16 protein-coding genes are annotated in these 17,469 nt (G+C 52.1%); 6 read left to right on the top strand and 10 right to left on the bottom strand.

Annotation, left to right across the window (positions count from 1 at the left end; genetic code table 11):
• Window positions 1–7: 7 nt before the first annotated feature.
• The 3 genes from V5S80_RS02690 to V5S80_RS02680 are packed head-to-tail and all read left to right on the top strand — an operon-like array spanning window position 8 to window position 2,598.
• Window positions 8–961 (top strand): glutamate ABC transporter substrate-binding protein, encoded by a 954-nt coding sequence (locus V5S80_RS02690; RefSeq protein WP_395169185.1) that lies wholly within the window; start codon window positions 8–10, stop codon window positions 959–961.
• Between the two features lie 9 nt (window positions 962–970).
• Window positions 971–1,660: an amino acid ABC transporter permease gene (locus V5S80_RS02685; RefSeq protein ID WP_395169184.1), complete on the top strand. Its 690-nt coding sequence runs from the start codon at window positions 971–973 to the stop codon at window positions 1,658–1,660.
• Window positions 1,660–2,598: an amino acid ABC transporter permease gene (locus V5S80_RS02680; protein ID WP_395169183.1), complete on the top strand. Its 939-nt coding sequence runs from the start codon at window positions 1,660–1,662 to the stop codon at window positions 2,596–2,598. The genes V5S80_RS02685 and V5S80_RS02680 overlap by 1 nt, the downstream gene beginning before the upstream one ends.
• A gap of 21 nt (window positions 2,599–2,619) precedes the next feature.
• Here V5S80_RS02680 and V5S80_RS02675 read toward each other — a convergent pair whose 3' ends face one another.
• Window positions 2,620–3,261 (bottom strand): regulatory protein RecX, encoded by a 642-nt coding sequence (locus tag V5S80_RS02675; protein WP_395169182.1) that lies wholly within the window; start codon window positions 3,259–3,261, stop codon window positions 2,620–2,622.
• A 45-nt stretch (window positions 3,262–3,306) separates the two neighbouring features.
• Window positions 3,307–4,446: a recombinase RecA gene (recA, locus tag V5S80_RS02670; protein WP_395169434.1), complete on the bottom strand. Its 1,140-nt coding sequence runs from the start codon at window positions 4,444–4,446 to the stop codon at window positions 3,307–3,309.
• 309 nt (window positions 4,447–4,755) lie between these two features.
• Here recA and V5S80_RS02665 point away from each other — a divergent pair, with 309 nt between their 5' ends.
• The 3 genes from V5S80_RS02665 (at window position 4,756) to V5S80_RS02655 (ending at window position 6,914) form a co-directional block, all read left to right on the top strand.
• Window positions 4,756–5,403 carry a biotin transporter BioY gene (locus V5S80_RS02665; RefSeq protein WP_395169181.1) on the top strand — a complete coding sequence of 216 codons (648 nt, stop codon included), beginning with the start codon at window positions 4,756–4,758 and terminating at the stop codon, window positions 5,401–5,403.
• Between the two features lie 129 nt (window positions 5,404–5,532).
• A complete protein-coding gene (locus V5S80_RS02660) occupies window positions 5,533–6,198 on the top strand; it encodes an energy-coupling factor ABC transporter ATP-binding protein (RefSeq protein ID WP_395169433.1) in 666 nt (221 codons plus the stop codon).
• 107 nt (window positions 6,199–6,305) lie between these two features.
• Complete coding sequence (locus V5S80_RS02655) at window positions 6,306–6,914, top strand: energy-coupling factor transporter transmembrane component T family protein (RefSeq protein WP_395169180.1); 609 nt, start codon at window positions 6,306–6,308, stop codon at window positions 6,912–6,914.
• A gap of 10 nt (window positions 6,915–6,924) precedes the next feature.
• On the opposite strand, the gene V5S80_RS02650 is transcribed toward V5S80_RS02655, so the two are convergent.
• The 8 genes from V5S80_RS02650 to dapA all read right to left on the bottom strand — a co-directional run bounded on the left by V5S80_RS02650 (window position 6,925) and on the right by dapA (window position 17,469).
• The gene (locus V5S80_RS02650; RefSeq protein WP_395169179.1) at window positions 6,925–7,785 is read right to left on the bottom strand and encodes a PspA/IM30 family protein; all 861 of its coding nucleotides are present in this window, start codon (window positions 7,783–7,785) and stop codon (window positions 6,925–6,927) included.
• A 72-nt stretch (window positions 7,786–7,857) separates the two neighbouring features.
• The gene (locus V5S80_RS02645; RefSeq protein WP_395169432.1) at window positions 7,858–8,193 is read right to left on the bottom strand and encodes a helix-turn-helix domain-containing protein; all 336 of its coding nucleotides are present in this window, start codon (window positions 8,191–8,193) and stop codon (window positions 7,858–7,860) included.
• A 125-nt stretch (window positions 8,194–8,318) separates the two neighbouring features.
• Window positions 8,319–8,918, bottom strand: coding sequence for a nicotinamide-nucleotide amidohydrolase family protein (locus V5S80_RS02640; RefSeq protein WP_395169178.1), 600 nt, complete (start codon window positions 8,916–8,918; stop codon window positions 8,319–8,321).
• Entirely contained in the window at window positions 8,918–9,529 is a 612-nt protein-coding gene (gene pgsA / locus V5S80_RS02635; protein WP_395169431.1) for a CDP-diacylglycerol--glycerol-3-phosphate 3-phosphatidyltransferase, read from the bottom strand. The genes V5S80_RS02640 and pgsA overlap by 1 nt, the downstream gene beginning before the upstream one ends.
• Before the next feature lie 150 nt (window positions 9,530–9,679).
• Window positions 9,680–10,702 carry a TerC/Alx family metal homeostasis membrane protein gene (locus tag V5S80_RS02630; protein ID WP_395169177.1) on the bottom strand — a complete coding sequence of 341 codons (1,023 nt, stop codon included), beginning with the start codon at window positions 10,700–10,702 and terminating at the stop codon, window positions 9,680–9,682.
• A gap of 337 nt (window positions 10,703–11,039) precedes the next feature.
• On the bottom strand, window positions 11,040–14,306 hold the full coding sequence (locus V5S80_RS02625) for a DNA translocase FtsK 4TM domain-containing protein (protein ID WP_395169176.1): 3,267 nt from the start codon (window positions 14,304–14,306) through the stop codon (window positions 11,040–11,042).
• A 143-nt stretch (window positions 14,307–14,449) separates the two neighbouring features.
• Window positions 14,450–16,564 carry a ribonuclease J gene (locus V5S80_RS02620; RefSeq protein ID WP_395169175.1) on the bottom strand — a complete coding sequence of 705 codons (2,115 nt, stop codon included), beginning with the start codon at window positions 16,562–16,564 and terminating at the stop codon, window positions 14,450–14,452.
• Window positions 16,564–17,469 carry a 4-hydroxy-tetrahydrodipicolinate synthase gene (gene dapA, locus V5S80_RS02615; protein ID WP_395169174.1) on the bottom strand — a complete coding sequence of 302 codons (906 nt, stop codon included), beginning with the start codon at window positions 17,467–17,469 and terminating at the stop codon, window positions 16,564–16,566. Before dapA ends, V5S80_RS02620 begins: the two co-directional genes overlap by 1 nt.

Genomic DNA, 17,469 nt, shown 5'->3' with positions numbered 1-17,469 from the left:
GGACATCATGATACCACGTAAACGCCTTGGATGCTGGTCTATCCGCGCCTTCACATCTCACCAACGAGGCCACGACAAACAGGATCGACACACAGGGACTATCATCGCCACACTGACCACCCTTGCGGTCGGTGTGTCGAGCCTCGCAGCTTGTGGTCACTCCGCCCCAGTCAGCGTCCTGGAGGCCATCAAGTCCGGACATATCATCGTCGGAACGAAATATGACCAACCAGGCATGGGTATGCGGACACCAGACAAAGAATTCGTTGGTGTGGACCCCGACATCTCCCGATACGTCATCAACCACATTGCGGAAAAGAACGGATGGAAGAAACCGGCTATTACCTGGCGAGAAACCCCATCCGCTCAGCGCGAAACACTCGTGAAAAACGGTGAAGTGGCTATGATTACCGCCACCTATTCCATCAACAAGGGGCGTGCTAATGCCATCGCGTTCGGCGGCCCATACCTCGTGACACACCAGGCGCTACTCGTGCGAGACGGTGACGACGACCTCACTACTCTCACAGACCTCAACAAAGGTAAACGGCTGTGCTCTGTCTCCGGTTCTACCCCTGCCCAAAAGGTCAAAGATGCGCTCCCCGACGTGCAACTCCAAGAGTTCGATTCTTATTCATCATGCGTGGAAGCACTCCATCAAAAGAAAGTCGACGCCATCACGACTGACGCCACCATCTTATACGGTTTTGCAACGCAATACCCAGGAGAATTCCGCGTCGTCAATATGAAGAAGAACGATGGCACGTGGTGGACCAATGAGTATTACGGCATCGGTCATGCCAAGGGCGATGGCAAATCAACGGAAGCTATTAATGACGCACTCAGCGACATGTGGGCATCCGGCGAATACGCCACGATCGTTCACACGAACCTTGGAAACGACTTCCCGGTCGGAGATAAACCGACCATTGGCGACCTCAGCTTCCTGACAAAGTCATAGGGGAATTTTATGGAAACAACCAGTTTATGGAATGACCTCAGCGGAACACTATGGCCAGCGTTCTGGGTGACCATAAAACTTACTGTATTCTCGGGGATTGGATCATTAATCCTGGGCATTATCCTTACGGCAATGCGTGTATGCCCTATCGCCGTACTACGTACGTTATCCTCCCTGTTTATTACGGTGTCAAGAAACACACCGCTCACGCTAATCGTGCTGTTCTCATCCATCGGGCTTTATCAAAATCTCGGTCTCACTCTCGCTCCGGAGGATAACAACTTCATTAAAAACAACAATTTCTGGTTGGCTGTACTGGCGTTCATCATCTATACATCAGCTTTTGTTGCAGAATCTCTTCGTGCTGGGGTTAACACGGTTCCTTTTGGACAGGCAGAAGCTGGACGTTCCTTAGGTCTTTCGTTTAGTCAGAATTTTTCCTCTATTGTGTTTCCTCAGGCATTTCGGGCCTCGATTGTTCCCTTAGGAAACACATTGATCGCCTTGTCGAAAAACACGACGATTGCTTCTGTTATTGGTGTTGGTGAGGCTTCTCTTCTGATGAAGTCAACAATTGAGAATCATGCCGACCAGCTATTTCTCGTATTCGGTATTTTTGCGCTTGGCTTCATCATTCTCACGCTCCCTCTGGGACTGCTTTTCGGATGGGCTGGTAAACAATTGGCGGTGAAACGATAATGAGTGCTCGTGCAACGGTCCTTTATGACAATCCGGGTCCACGTGGGCGCCAGATTAACCGAATTTTAACGGTGCTCACTGTTGTGGTCGCTGCCCTTGTCCTGGGGTGGGTCATGATGGTGCTGGCCAAGAATGGTCAGCTGGAGGAAGGTAAGTGGCGTTCCTTCGTCAAAGGGACCACGTGGACAACGTATATCCTTCCTGGCCTCTGGGGAACCCTTAAAGCGGCTGTCGTCTCCATTATTCTGGCGCTGTTGCTCGGTGCTTTGTTGGGTACCGGCCGCTTGCATCGCCGTTGGATTGTCCGTCGAGTCTGCGGTGTACTCGTTGAATTCTTTCGCGCTATCCCGGTGTTGATTTTGATGATTTTTGCGTATCAATTATTTGCTGAGTACGCATTGTTTCCTTCCCAGCAGCTGGCTTTCGCGGCCGTTGTTTTTGGGCTGACTTTGTATAATGGCGCTGTTATTGCAGAGGTTCTTCGTTCTGGTATTGAGGCTCTCCCTCGTGGACAATCGGAGGCAGCATTGGCATTGGGGCTGACGCATCGGCAGACAATGCGGGTTATTCTACTTCCCCAGGCTATTGCCTCAATGCTTCCAGCGTTGATTGCTCAGATGGTGATTGCGTTGAAAGACTCTGCGTTGGGGTATCAGATTGGCTATGTTGAGGTTGTGCGGTCGGGGATTCAATCTGCGTCGTACTATCGCAATTTTCTTGCAGCACTCATTGTTGTTGCGGTTATTATGATTATCGTAAATATCGGGCTGACAACGCTTGCGGAGCGAATTGAGCTTCAGTTGAGAGCTGGTCGTGCTCGGCGCAACATCGTGGCCTATGTCCCCCATCAGAAAGAACAAGGGGTAGAGACGAAGGATGAAGCTGTGGTGGACTGGCATGATCCCGCCCACCGTGATTTACGTAGCACCTCCGAGTGACCAGCCCTAACGAGCCTTAGCTTAACGAGAGTCCTTGGACAGTGCGTCCAACTTCTCATCAAGGACTTGGCGAGCAATGTTGTGTGACATTCCCGGCGGAAATCCTCGGCGCGCTAGTGCTGAGGCTATGCGCCGAAGGTGCTTGAGTTTCTCATTGTGATCCGTGGGAAGAGTATGTATGCGGCGCGCTCGATCCTGTGCGACCTGTCGAGCGAGGGCCTGTTCATCATCGTCGTTGACCATCGAGAGGACGTAATCACAATCTTCTGTTGACACGCCTTTATGGTGAAGCTCATCGCGTAGAACCCGACGAGACTTTCCTCGTCGGGTTCTACGTTGTCTCACCCATTCTTTAGCAAATCGGCGGTCATCAATGAGCCTACTGTTGACGAGGTCAGCAATAACCTTGTCAACCGTCGATGGCGGGAATTCAGCATCGACGAGCCGTTCGCGGAGTTCGTGCGCGGATCGATCTCGATGGGCAAGAAGTCGTAAGGCTCGAGCTCGAACAGGAGACGTGAGCTTCTCCTCGCGCGCGATATCGCGCTTGTTGTCAATCTGGGAGATAGCCTCACTGAGATGACTGATTATGTCAGCACGGGATTCAGCCTTCCTCCAGAGTCTAGGGCTCTCATCGAAGGCGGCGTCGTTCGACGTAGACATTATTCAACCTCGAATCTGGATACATACTGGCTATCGAATCAGCGCTCATTCATCGTCATCATCAAAATCGACGTTAGGGACTACGTCAATCGGATCATCGTCTGATTTCTCTCCGTCAGGCGTGATGACAGTATCATCCATACTGTTCGCATACGGACCAACTTTGGCAGATTTCATGATCCTATCTTCAATGGATTCAGCGAGCTCACCATTGTTCTTGAGGTACTCACGCACCTTTTCTTTTCCTTGCCCGAGCTGTTCCCCTTCGTAGGTGTACCATGATCCAGATTTCTTAATGATCCCAAAGTCGACCCCCAGATCAATAATTGATCCTTCTCGAGAGATCCCTTCACCATAGAGAATATCGAACTCTGAGACTTTAAACGGCGGGGAAACCTTATTCTTGACGACTTTCAACCGTGTCCGATTACCAATAACATCTTGGCCATCTTTCAATGCTTGAATCCGACGAATATCACATCGCACCGATGCGTAGAACTTGAGGGCCTTACCACCCGTTGTTGTTTCGGGTGAGCCAAACATTACACCGATTTTTTCACGTAGTTGGTTAATGAAGATAGCTGTTGTCCCTGATTGAGACAGAGCACCCGTCATTTTACGCAGCGCCTGGCTCATCAACCGCGCTTGGAGCCCTACGTGACTGTCCCCCATCTCGCCGTCGATCTCCGCCTTCGGTGTCAATGCCGCGACAGAGTCAATGACGATGATAGCGAGTGCACCAGACCGAACCAACATGTCTGCTATCTCTAATGCTTGTTCACCGGTATCTGGCTGAGCGACGAGCAATGCATCAGTATCGACGCCTAACTTACGAGCATATTCAGGGTCTAGCGCATGCTCAGCATCGATGAATGCAGCAATACCGCCACTCTTTTGAGCTTCGGCAATCGCGTGAAGCGCCACAGTGGTCTTACCTGAGGACTCAGGTCCATAAATCTCCACCACACGGCCACGTGGAAAGCCACCGATACCCAAGGCAACATTGATAGCGATATTACCCGAGGAAATCGAACTAATCGGCGGGCGCTCATCGTCCCCGAGGCGCATGACCGCACCTTTACCAAAATCTTTCTCAATCTTCGCTAGGGCGCTATCGAGTGCCTTAAGACGGCCATCACCACTACCTTGATGTGTTTTCTTCTTCGTCGACGATTTTCCTGCCATCATCCACCAATCCTCTTTTGCTCGTTAGAGCACGACCACCACTGGGTGTGGCGGTAGCAACATCCAGTGATTCTGATTACAGTACTGTCCAGTCCAGAGGAACCTCGACTCTAGACATCACAAGAAACAGACGACGCTAGTCCATCTTTGGTTCCACGACGAGAATAATTCTGACATTAGACATGCAAACATCGAACACCACAATACGCAAACATATGTTCGATGTAAAGTCGAACATATACTCTATCTTCAACGCGTGGCGGTGACCGTTCTTCTCCACTACTGATACCACCAATTACCATGACAGACATGCCTGACAGTGCACCCAATGCCAGTTCCCTCTCTCACCGCAGGACGACATCATCACAACGTACCTGGACAAGTAGAGACATCTCGCATATAGCAGTCTTCGCAGCTCTATTTATCACCACGGCCTTCATATCGATCCCAACAGGTGGTGCCGGCGTTCCCATCGTTCTCCAAAACGCCGTCGTCATCATGGCTGGGGTCATACTCGGACGACGCCGCGGTACAGCCGCGATCGGAATTGTATTGATTCTTGGAGCCGCTGGTCTCCCTGTGCTTGCAGGTGGCCGCTCAGTATTAGCCGCCTTTAGCGGCATAACCGGTGGTTATATTATTGGCTACCTCGCCTCCGCGTGGTTATGTGGAGTCACAGCAGAATTAACACCACGTCGCCGGCCACTACAAACTATTATGTTCACTGTCATCAGCATGCTGGGCATTGTCATTCAGTACACCTGCGGTGCCTTATGGATGATTCTGATCAAAGGCATCACTGTTGCCACCACGTTCACTATCCAAGCGCCGTTCATAGGCCCAGACCTCGCAAAAACGGTCGTCGTGGGAACGGTGTCATCTGCTGTCACCGTTGCGTTCCCCGACCTGTTGCCCACACATCGTTGGCTAACCACCTCGCACTCATCATCATCGTAACCAGACCTGATTGCCACTCCACCCATGCCCTTTTCAGCATCTTTTCCACCCACCCGCTCGGCTACAACAAACGAGGGTCCCCCTCCAGTCATACAATTCCGCAATGTTGCGGTGTCCTATGACAATCGCATGATCCTCAACGACATCTCGACCACACTCGCGGAGCGCCGAATCGCAATCATCGGAGCAAATGGCTCCGGAAAATCCACATTCGTTCGAGTGATCAATGGTCTCACAACGCCCGATTCTGGCATTGTGACCGTTAATGACGTCAATCCTGCCGCCAACGGACGTGACGTTAGAAAAACAGTGGGATTCATCTTTTCCAACGCAGAAAACCAGATTCTTATGCCAACAGTGTATGAGGACGTCGAGTTCTCACTACGGAAGATACGAGAACATGGGCATCGACTTTCTCGTCAAGACAAGAAACGTCGAACCATGGGTATGCTCCGGCAATGTGGACTGGAACGGTATGCGCACTCATCCCCCCATCAATTATCAGGTGGGGAACAGCAACTGTTAGCGCTTGCAGCAATACTCGTAGCACGGCCTGCAACCATTATCGCCGACGAACCAACGACCCTCCTTGACCTGTCAAATAGGTGGAGGATTGGACGTGTGTTCGATGAACTTCCTCAGCAAATCATCGTCGTTACACACGATCTTGACTTCGTTGCCCATTACGACCGTGCGCTCTGGATAGATGATGGGCGTATTCGCGCGGATGGAACTCCAGATGATGTGTGCCGCGAGTACAAGGACGCCATGCGTGTACGGCAACATGACAGGTAATGAGATCGACATGAAGGCTGATACCACGCACGGCTACTGCAGACCATGAAAGGACCGGATAGGACATGAGACGTCGATACTGGCTGTCTACACCCCTAGGTCACTACGTGGATCGAAACAGTGTCATACACCGTCTCAGTCCAACCAAGAAGATCGTGTTCATCACATTGTTCATCGTTCTCGTCACCATTGAGTCCCGACAGATCGGCGGAAGCCTTAGTGTACTGAACGTCGGAGCTCTCGGAATTGAAGCTATGGTGATCCTGGTCATTTTTGTGCTCGCGCACATCCCTCTCCGCGTCGTTATTTCTCACATGCTCTCCACCTTGCCGATACTATTACCAGTTTCAGCTCTACAGTTATGGAGCACAGGGTGGCAGGCTTCCTTATCGTTGACAGTGTCATTGCTGGTCAGTATGTCGTTAGCGATACTGTTCACGCTTACAACCCGTATCAGCGATATGATTGAATCGATACATCGAAACCTGCGACCACTCGAACGATTCCACGTCCCAGTCGAGGAGATCAGCACAGCACTCGCCTTGACCGTGTGCCTAATACCGCGTCAACAAGAGGCCATTCATCGCGCAATCGATGCACGACGTGCGCGCTCAGCACGCGGGCTGAGGGCGGTCATCTTGCCGATCGCCATCCACTCGATCAGGCAAGCAGACGTGCTCGGTGACGCATTAGCAAGTCGCGGTTTCGACGATTGAGAGTTGGCTGCTAATTGTGATCACGTAGCTGCCGTAGCTTTTCAGCGATAGCATCCTGAGAGGCATCGTCACTGTGCGGCCCAGAAGCCGATTCGATCGCCTGCGGCTGAGCACTAGAGATACCTGATTGATGTGATCCACCAGATTGCCCGCCATTCATCGACGCACGGATCTGCTCCAAGCGCGAGTGCCCCGCCATCTGGACACTCGCCTGCTGAACCTCGATCATGCGGTTATCGATGGAGTTCTCCGCCAATTCAGATCTACCCAATGCCTCTGAATAGCGCTTTTCGATCTTGTCCCGAACCTGATCCAAATTTGGAGAATTACCATTATCGGTCAGCTTATTCATCGAGGAGATCGAATCTGCAACTTTCTCCTGCATCTTGGCTTGTTCTAATTGACTCAAAAGTTTCGTACGTTCATCAGTCTTCTGCTTAAGAGCCATAGCATTCCGCTCAACCGCTGCTTTTGCCTGCTGAGCTTGTTGCAGAGCCTGATCATGAAGTTGTTTGAGATCATCCACCGACTGCTCCGTTGAGACCAACTGAGCAGCAAAGGCTTCAGCAGCGTTTTCATATTCTGTGGCCTTAACGGAGTTTCCTTCAGACCGAGCCTTATCCGCTAGTGACAAAGCCTGTCGGGTATTGCCCTGAAGTTGCTCCACCTCCGCCAGCTGACGATTAAGCTTCATTTCCAATTGCCGCTGGTTACCGATGACCGCCGCAGCCTGTTTAGATAACTCTTGATGCTGATCTTGAGCAGCCTTAATAGCCTGTTCAATTTGCACTTTAGGATCAGCCTTTTCCTCGATTTTGCTGTCGAAGAAAGCCATCAAGTACTTCCACCCTTTTGAAAACGGGTTTGCCATCGTGAAAACCGGGACCTTTCTGCGCAAAACTGTTCAAGACGCACTACTGATGAAAAATGACGTGGATAATATTCACACGGTGGCATCGAGTTCATGTCTAAAATCGGCTGCCTCCGCCTCCAGAGCCATGATGCTAATGCACTCTAGAAGAACATCAGAAATGCGTACCCCCAGTGCGTGACAGACCGCGGCCAGAAGCTCGGACGACACTTCTTTACGTCCCCTCTCAATTTCTGAGAGGTATCCCGGGCTGACCGAGGCAACATCCGACAATTCTCTCAATGTCCTTGACGCACGAACACGAAAAGCGCGAAGCGCCTCTCCTAATGTCTCCCGCAAGAGAGGCTCATGAGCCCCTGGGACCGCTCCTGCAATACCATCGAGACAAGTGTCACACCCCTGGGCCATAACGCGATGACTATCATGCGGCGGATGATGCCGAAGAAGTGCAGGACTATCCAAAACAGTGGTCTGAGTTCTCATCATTGGTTGTAACGATTCTTTCCCCACGTTTGTTCCCATCATTGCCATATCTATCGAGAACGAATGCTCGCACACCAATCAATGCACGCATAGAGCGCCGCAGAAACCGACATGCGACGGATAGCTTCCCGATCACCACTGAGAAGAGGCTCCACGGTCATCAGCTCATCACCATGATTGTGTCGAAAAAGCACCTGTCCAGCAAGCTCAGAATACGAACCAACGCTGTCCGCAATCCCGACGAAAACAGTTCCTACTGTTTTACCCTCTTGGGTCTTTGGACCAGCAACTCCAGTCAAGGAGACACCAACGGTAGCGTCACATTCTCTACGAACATGGCTAGCAAGACACCGCGCCGTCGTCGGAGCAACCGCACCATCAGCATCAAGAACGTCAGCCGGAACTCCCCCAAGGGTCTGCTTCAACTCAGTGGCATACACAATAACACCCCCACGCAACACCGAAGACGCTCCAGGGACAGTGGCTAAAGTCGCACTGAGCAGACCAGCAGTGAGCGACTCTGCACACGCCACCGTGATACCCCTCGACGAAAAACTATGAATAACCGAGTGCGCCTGTTCCCTCACGAAGGCTTCGGTCGGACAAGAAAATGTGTAACGCTCCTCAGACACTAACTCCGCCCTCACCATCAAGTCGACACAATGGTCGATCCCCCCGATCGAGATTGCCGCGAATCAAGCAGGTATTGAAGTCCTGTAACGACTGTAACGACCACGGCTGCGGCCATCACGACGCCAGTCAGCCAATGAGTCCAACCCGGAAGGGGCATGAGAAATAAGCTCACTGCAAGCGATTGTAAGGCAGTCTTAAGCTTTCCCCCTTTAGACGCCGGGACAACCAGGCCGCGGTGGAGCATCACCATTCGCCACAGCGTAATCCCAAGCTCACGAATCACTATGAGACACGTAACCCACCACCACAACCGGCCTATAACGTTTAATCCCACTAGCGCGGAAATCATGAGTGCCTTATCCGCAATAGGATCGGCAATCTTGCCAAAATCAGTGACCAGGTTTCGGGACCGTGCTAGCCATCCGTCGACATAATCTGTCACCATCAACGCAAGAAACATGAGCACTGCAACCCAGCGGAACTCAGCAGGGTTCCCACCATGACGAAGGAGAAACCACACAAAAACAGGAATAAAGACGATACGAATAACTGTGAGCACATTCGCAATGTTGAGAAGTTTTGCCGTCTCCTGCGCATGCCACAGTGACGGCTGCGTGCAATCATCCAACCCACTATCTCGACTCTCGGCTGTCGAACCGACCAACCGTTGACTTTTATCGTCTGGCGCGTTCACACCTAAACCCTACCGCCTACTCCACAGTTTGATTCGTTATGCGACTAAGAATGGCATTCTTCATGGCGCGTATACTCATAATCGCTAGCTATAATCACGAGTAGATGCAGCGCCCACTCTCCGATCTCGACGATCTTTAATGATACTCGCGAGCACAGTGATGACCAGGGTGACAACGATGACACCCAACGACAGCACCGTCGAAATTTCCGGGACGTGGACGTTGTCTCCCCCATTGATAAATGGCAGGTTATTCTCCTCTAACGCATGGAAGAGAAGCTTGACACCGATGAAACCGAGAATCACACCCAACCCATACGGGAGATAGACCAGCCGTTCCAATAGGCCATCCAGCAGAAAATACATCTGACGAAGGCCCATCAGGGCAAAGACGTTCGTTGTAAAAACGATGTAGGGTTCCTGAGTCAATCCATAGATCGCAGGAATTGAATCCAGGGCGAAGAGGAGATCAATGGCGCCGAGTGTGACAAGCGCCAGCAGCATAGGCGTCACCATTCGGGCACCATCAATCTTCGCCACCAACTTATGCCCGACAAACTCGGACGACAGGGGAACAAAGCGTCGAAGAACACGGACAACCAGCATGCCGTCAACATCGGTTTCTGGCGCATCACGAACTTCATCGACCACCAACTTGATGGCTGTGTACACCATGAAAAACCCAAATAGGTAAAAAATATCGGACCATGCATTGATGGCCGCAGCTCCCAAGGCGATAAAGATACCTCGGAAAACAATCGCCAACCCAATGCCATAGGCCAGCACCTTTTGCTGCAATTCGCGCGGTACTTTAAATGAGCTGATAATCAAGGCAAAAATAAACAGGTTGTCGATGCTCAGACTCAGCTCGGTGAAGTACCCAGAAAAAAACTCAAGTCCGTGCTTGTGCGGGTCTTCCGGCGCAGGCCAGGATAACCATAGAAAAATTCCAAATACAGCGGCCAACCCAACATACACGCCAAGCCACTTGCTGGCTTCCTTCATACTAGGAGCGTGATCACGACGGACATGCCCAACAAAATCAAGGAGCAGGATCCCCACCAACACCACAATGGTAATACCCCATGTTATGCCATCAACATGCATACATTAACCTCCGGTCATCGCTAAATAAGGACCGGAGGTCTTTCCCGCTAGCTTCCACACACCATGTGTTTCGCCTGAGGTGCACTAGCAACAGTCTGCTACCACATCAGAAAAATGCATTCTGACCACACATGGGTTGATCTAGCCGATGGTGCCGGGTGCACCACAGTCCAACTTATACATCATGAACAGGGACACCGTGCTGACGACATCAACGCACAACGGGGATACTCCCCTCCAGCCACTAGAGGATACATGACGACACTGACAGACACTCATTACCCTACCTTGGCACGTGATCCTCGAAACCCCAACGAGGAACAAGCAGGTCGCCCATTTATACAATGCCGCCAGATGGATTGGCTTCAACGATCGTCGCCGAAGAACTGCCAGTCCCCTCTGACACCCCATCATCCATAGAATCCGCAGAAGAATCCTCTCTCGGAGCCTCCGCGGGATCGGCTCCCTGAATCATCCAGAGAATTGTCTCCAACTCCTCTGGCTTGACCAGCACCTCCCGCGCCTTTGATCCTTCTGACGGGCCCACAATCCCACGTGACTCCATCAGGTCCATCAACCTGCCAGCACGCGCGAATCCAACCCGTAGCTTGCGCTGAAGCATCGAAGTCGAGCCATACTGACTGGTCACCACAATCTCGACCGCTTGAAGAAGGTCATCAAGATCATCACCGATATCTTCATCAATCTTCTTCTTCGCTGACTCTGCATGCTCGGTCACTTTAGGGTCATATTCTGGATCACCTTGACCCTTCGCGGCATCGACAACAGCCTGAACCTCAGTATCCGTGACGAAAGCACCCTGGATACGCATCGGTTTACCCGCACCCTGTGGGATAAACAACCCATCTCCCATTCCAATGAGTTTTTCCGCACCACCTTGATCCAGGATCACCCGGGAATCTGTCAACGACGATGTCGCAAACGCCAACCGTGTCGGAACATTTGTCTTAATGAGTCCTGTGACGACATCGACAGACGGCCGCTGCGTCGCTAAAACTAGGTGAATACCCGCAGCACGAGCCTTTTGAGTGATACGAACAATCGACTCCTCTATTTCCTTAGGAGCAGTCATCATGAGATCGGCAAGCTCATCCACAACACACACGATGAAGGGGTATGGCTTGACCTCACGCTCAGACCCCAACGGCGCCGTGTATACCCCGCTCTCAACCTTCTTATTGAAATCTTTGATGTGGCGAACACCAGCAGACTTCATATCCATGTAGCGCTGCTCCATCTCATCAACCAACCATTGCAACGCGCTCGCTGCCTTTTTCGGCTGGGTGATGATTGGACTAATCAGATGAGGTATCCCCTCATATGGTGTGAGCTCGACCATTTTTGGATCAACCAAAATCAGTCGAACGTCCTCCGGGGTCGCCCGAGTAAGCAGCGACACCAACATTGAGTTCACAAAGGCAGACTTACCTGAACCAGTAGCGCCAGCCACTAGCAGGTGCGGCATCTTCGCAATGGAATGTGCAACAAAGTCACCTTCAATGTCCTTGCCGAGACCAATCAGCATCGGATCAGCATTTCGCATTACATCGGGAGCATGTAATACATCTGAGAGGCGAACCATCTCACGGTCTGCATTCGGAACCTCAATGCCGACGGCAGATTTACCCGGAATGGGCGTCAGAAGACGCACATTGTCCGTTGCCGCAGCATAAGCAAGATTCGACTGAAGATTAGTAATCTTGGATACTTTGACTCCGGGTCCAAGCTCAACCTCATAACGAGTAACTGTCGGCCCACGGGAGTATCCCGTCACCTTCGCATCAACTTTAAACTCTGTGAACGTATCTGAAATAGCAGCAATCATACGTTCGTTTGCCTCAGTCCTCGTCTTCGCCGCTTTACCAGGAATGAGCAAATCTGCACTTGGAAGTTCGTAGGAATGTTCCTGGCTCAATGACGTCGTAGAACAATCTAGCGGTGTAGAATCGCCACCCGAGCGTCGCTCAGGTTCCGATTCCACGCTCTCGTCCGACAAGTCCGCGACGTTAAGCGCCTTACTCGCTGCATCTATTCCTGAACGTGCGATGATCGCACGGCGCATAGCCTCCCGACTCTCATTGACTACATCCGTGATGCTGCTATCTGCTGTCCTGCCAGTATCCTCATCATCGACCAGTTCTGGTACTCCTTCACCAGCAGCGTTCACTTTTACAGGTGAAGATTGTGGAGCCTCACGGCCGCTACCACGGCCTGGAGAAAAAGCAGCAATGTCAACGACAGTGGGTTGATCATCCAACGTTGGCGCAGGTTGCCGGCCGACATTACTCTTTTCAGGATAACCATGACCATCAATGCCACGCTCCCGTGCGAGGACCCGAGTAGAATAACAGTCACCATCATCATCCAACGGATAGTTGTCCATCGGTGTATTCCCATAGGACCCTGGGGGTTGGTATGACGCAGACGATCCTAAGGACTCTTGTGGACCACTATCAGCGGAAATCAACGACCGTCCAGCTCGGTGTGTGTGAAGATCAGACGGAACATGACGCGCCGGATACCGGCGATGCCCGGAATCATAGCCTCTGTGATCCCTATCCCCGTACAGGTCATCGTCAGCATCATCATCGTACAGATCACGATCAGCCTGCCAGGTCCGCTGACCTCCCTGCTGGAACCCCATCCACAGCGTCACAGCGCGAACGGTTTCTTTAATCGTCGTTCCAGTCAGAGTGATTGCTGACCACACAATGAGAAGAAGCAAAATAGGCACAGCCAGCCATACGGAGAACCCGGTAGCCAACGGCGTCCCAAAAAACAATCCGATGGCACCACCAGCTTGTCCACGCTCTGACCACGTCGTAGGCTGGCCTGCGAAAATGTGTGCAAGACCCAATACTGCCCCGATGAGCAGAGCTAACGCACCACCGGTTCGGTAGTGATTCATGTCGCGGACTGTGAGCCCTACCATCAGCACCCACGCCATGGCCACCAAAGCGAGGGGAATGAGATATGCTGCCGCCCCTACAAGAATCATAAGTCCAGTAGAGAGAGCACCCCCTACTGGCCCTCCAATACCGAACCACGTCGAACCTGCAGTAATTAACGCGAGTGCGGCAACGATCAACGCCGGAGTGTCGTACCCTCCACCAATGCGGACACTATGCTCATCATCATACTGTCCGTCCTCGATCGCGGACTCGCCCCGTGAACGCGACCCATCCCCGTAATCCGTATAGGTATGTCGAGGCGCTCGATCGTGCCCGCGAGTTTCCTCACCAGATACATCATTATCGTCAAATACAGAGCTATCCAAAAGATCGTCGTCTCTCGATCCGCGAGAATCATCCTTATCAGCACGAACAGATGCTGCTCGTCTAGCAAGACTGCCGACTCCTCGCGCTGTACTACCAAAAAAACCTGCTAGCCCAGAACCGACCGCTGAAAACGCACTTCCGGTCCGTTCAAATTCTTGAGTCGGATTCATGACCTCATCACGATGCGTCGAACGAGACCCTCCACCCGGACGCGAGGTCGATCCCCCCCTCCGCGAACGTGCACGTGGAGAACTCACCGGAGGAGTCTTCGAGGAACGTGTGCTGGTTTTCCGAGGGGCAGTCATGTATGCCACTTTAGACACTCCGAGCACATCATTCACATTATTAACCTCAGCTGGGCATTTAGAATCAGCCCATGCTCACGAGGCTACGGCGCTCACAATACCAGAAAAGTCCTGCTCCAACACAGGGGAGCAGGACTTTACACCTATACCGACTCGCGAGTACCTTCAACGTCCGCCACAAGCGTTTCGTTGGAATTCATCGGTACCACAGTCGGAACAACAAAGGGCTTACGTCGCCACTTCTCCCCCACAAACTTGATAATCCGACGCTTAATCTGCTGAGCCATTCGATATGGATCGTTCTCCCCCGAGCCAGACAGATCAAGCATGGTGTTATCAACCAGATCTTCAACCTCACGCATCATCTCACGCGACTCATCCGAGAACCCGGAAGCAACAACACGTGGCTTCTCCAATGTCCGCCCAGTCCGATTATCCATGACGACAGTGACGGCGATAACACCCCCCTCACCCATCTGAGTACGATCTTCCAACACTTCCGCGTTGACGTCACCCATGGTGACTCCATCGACGTAAAGATTACCGACCGGAATCTGACCGACGACCTTAACCTGTTTATCGACCATGTCAACAACCACACCGTTTTGCGCCAGTACAGTGTGATCTTCCCGAACCCCCGTCGAAATGGCGAGTTGCCTATTCGCCCTCAGATGACGCCATTCACCGTGAACAGGCATGAAATTCTTCGGCCGTGCAGCGTTGTACAAAAACAGGAGTTCACCAGCGAAACCATGACCGGATGTATGCACCTTGGCATCCCTACCGGTAATCACCTCGGCACCGATCTGCGAAAGCATGTTGATAACACCAAATACAGCTTCCTCATTGCCAGGCACAAGAGAGGACGACAAAATAATCAAGTCGCCTTCACGCACCGTGATCTGCCGGTGTTCACGCCGCGCCATCCGAGACAACGCCGCCATAGGCTCGCCCTGCGTACCCGTCGTCACAAGAAGGACCTTATGCGGTGCCATCTTTGCAGCATCATCCATCGTCACAATGGTATTTCGAGGAACCTGCAGATAACCGAGTTCTTCAGCAATCTGCATGTTGCGAACCATGGACCGGCCGCTAAATGCAACCTTTCGCCCCGCAGCAACAGCCGCATCAACAGCAGCCTGAACCCGAGAAACATTTGACGCAAACGATGCAATAATGACACGCTGCTTCGCCTCGGCTACCAATCGTTTAAGCGTCGGCGCAATTTCGGCCTCAGATCCAGAGAACCCAGGTGTTGCCGAGTTTGTGGAGTCCGCCAACATGAGGTCCACTCCCTCGTCTCCAAATCGAGACAACGCCGGCAAATCAGTCGGACGCCCACTCGTGGGTGTCTGATCGAGCTTGATATCACCCGTGTGAATAAGAAGTCCCGCCCCAGTCTTGAGAGCAACGCCAAGACAATCAGGGATCGAATGATTGACGTTCCAGAAACGAACATCAAAGGGCCCGTACTTTTCGTGCGAATCAACGTTAACCTCGATCAACTTTGGCCGCTGATGATGTTCACGACATTTAGCAGCAATCAAAGCACAAGTGAACCGCGAGGCAACAATCGGAATATCGGGTCGCAACTTCAACAGCCACGGAATCGCACCAATGTGGTCTTCATGGCCGTGAGTAATGACCAATGCCTCAACACGGTCCATCTTATCTTCCACATACGAAAAGTCAGGAAGAATCAGATCCACACCGGGTTCATCAGAGCTGGGGAAAAGAACTCCGCAGTCGATAATAAGAAGACGATTGTGGTATTCGAACACCGTCATATTACGACCGATTTCTGAAATGCCGCCTAAAGCAACGATACGTAAACCATCTTTAGGGGCTTTCGGGGGGCTGGACAACCGCTGACTGAGGTCTGCCCCTTGCATAGACGTCACGACGGAGCGTCCCTTGCTGGAGCCATTATTTCGATCACGTCCTCGTTTGTTGGGGCGACCACCCTTCCCGTTCTTAAGGTTCCTACTATTACGGCTCCCACGCCCAGCCATATTCGAACGTCGCGATGAACCGTTCCTGTTTCCATCACCTCCCCCATCATTTTTACGGGTGCCATGAGTGCCATGACGACCGGAGGATGGTGAGGCATTCCCCTCATTCACGAGCTCGGAATCCTGCGACAACTGGCCACGCGATGTAGCCTTTGGTTCCGTAAATTCTGGGCGCTGAGCTGCGTCGACATCGGGCGATCCGGCTTTACGCGTAGAACGCCGACCGCGAGTGCGGTTTTCTGGCACTACAGAACACCAGCCTTTCTCATATCGTCGGCAAGCTCATCGAGCTGTGACGGACTAGGCACAATTTGAGGCAAACGAGGTTCTCCTACGTTCATGCCCTGCAAATGCAGAGCAGCTTTAACAAAACTTACCGCACCAAGACGCGCTTGCGCGTGATAGAGCGGAGACAAAGACACTGATAGACGCTGTGCCTCAGGAAGATTTCCGGAGTCATAGGCGTCATACATTTTTCGCAACACCGGGGCAGCAACATGACCGACAACTGACACAAGGCCCGTCGCACCGACTGACAACCAGGGAAGATTGATCGGATCATCGCCGGAATACCACGCCATTCCAGTGGAATGAATGACTTCAAGAGCCTCTGGGATATTTCCTTTTGCATCCTTAACGGCACAAATGCGAGAATGCTCCGACAACCGAATCAGGGTATCCTTAGCAATAGGAATAACACTACGTGGGGGAATATCATAAAGCATCACCGGCACATCAACAGCATCGGCGACGGCCATAAAATGCCGATAGATTCCCTCTTGGGTCGGCTTCGAATAATAAGGAGTCACAACAAGAAGGCCATCCGCACCAGCATCAGCCGACGCGCGGGACAACTCGATACTCGTCTTCGTATTATTCGTCCCTGAGCCCGCAATAATGCGGGCAGTATCCCCCACCTCATGCTTCACCGCTTTAAGCAACTGCAACTTCTCTTCGACAGTCGTCGTCGGGGACTCCCCTGTCGTACCAGCAAGCACCAGCGAATCACATCCCTGGTCAACGAGGCGCGAAGCTAGCGACACCCCTGCAGATATATCAACGTTACCGTCGCTATCGAAAGGTGTAACCATTGCCACCGCAATGGTTCCGAAAACATCAGCGCCTGCTCGTGTTGCAATACCAGTGCTCAT

The organism is Corynebacterium sp. PCR 32, from assembly GCF_037464985.1.
Taxonomy (GTDB): domain Bacteria; phylum Actinomycetota; class Actinomycetes; order Mycobacteriales; family Mycobacteriaceae; genus Corynebacterium; species Corynebacterium kroppenstedtii_D.
This window is presented reverse-complemented; position numbering and strand designations above follow the sequence as displayed.

Excerpts from the sequence above, each read along its gene's own strand:
- V5S80_RS02625 (WP_395169176.1), bottom strand. The coding sequence starts at position 14,306 with ATGACTGCCCCTCGGAAAACCAGCACACGTTCCTCGAAGACTCCTCCG.
- V5S80_RS02630 (WP_395169177.1), bottom strand. The coding sequence starts at position 10,702 with ATGCATGTTGATGGCATAACATGGGGTATTACCATTGTGGTGTTGGTG.
- V5S80_RS02650 (WP_395169179.1), bottom strand. The coding sequence starts at position 7,785 with ATGGCAAACCCGTTTTCAAAAGGGTGGAAGTACTTGATGGCTTTCTTC.
- V5S80_RS02685 (WP_395169184.1), top strand. The coding sequence starts at position 971 with ATGGAAACAACCAGTTTATGGAATGACCTCAGCGGAACACTATGGCCA.
- V5S80_RS02640 (WP_395169178.1), bottom strand. The coding sequence starts at position 8,918 with ATGGTGAGGGCGGAGTTAGTGTCTGAGGAGCGTTACACATTTTCTTGT.
- dapA (WP_395169174.1), bottom strand. The coding sequence starts at position 17,469 with ATGAGCACTGGTATTGCAACACGAGCAGGCGCTGATGTTTTCGGAACC.
- V5S80_RS02660 (WP_395169433.1), top strand. The coding sequence starts at position 5,533 with ATGATCCTCAACGACATCTCGACCACACTCGCGGAGCGCCGAATCGCA.
- V5S80_RS02690 (WP_395169185.1), top strand. The coding sequence starts at position 8 with ATGATACCACGTAAACGCCTTGGATGCTGGTCTATCCGCGCCTTCACA.
- V5S80_RS02645 (WP_395169432.1), bottom strand. The coding sequence starts at position 8,193 with ATGGCCCAGGGGTGTGACACTTGTCTCGATGGTATTGCAGGAGCGGTC.
- recA (WP_395169434.1), bottom strand. The coding sequence starts at position 4,446 with ATGGCAGGAAAATCGTCGACGAAGAAGAAAACACATCAAGGTAGTGGT.
- V5S80_RS02675 (WP_395169182.1), bottom strand. The coding sequence starts at position 3,261 with ATGTCTACGTCGAACGACGCCGCCTTCGATGAGAGCCCTAGACTCTGG.
- V5S80_RS02665 (WP_395169181.1), top strand. The coding sequence starts at position 4,756 with ATGCCTGACAGTGCACCCAATGCCAGTTCCCTCTCTCACCGCAGGACG.
- V5S80_RS02680 (WP_395169183.1), top strand. The coding sequence starts at position 1,660 with ATGAGTGCTCGTGCAACGGTCCTTTATGACAATCCGGGTCCACGTGGG.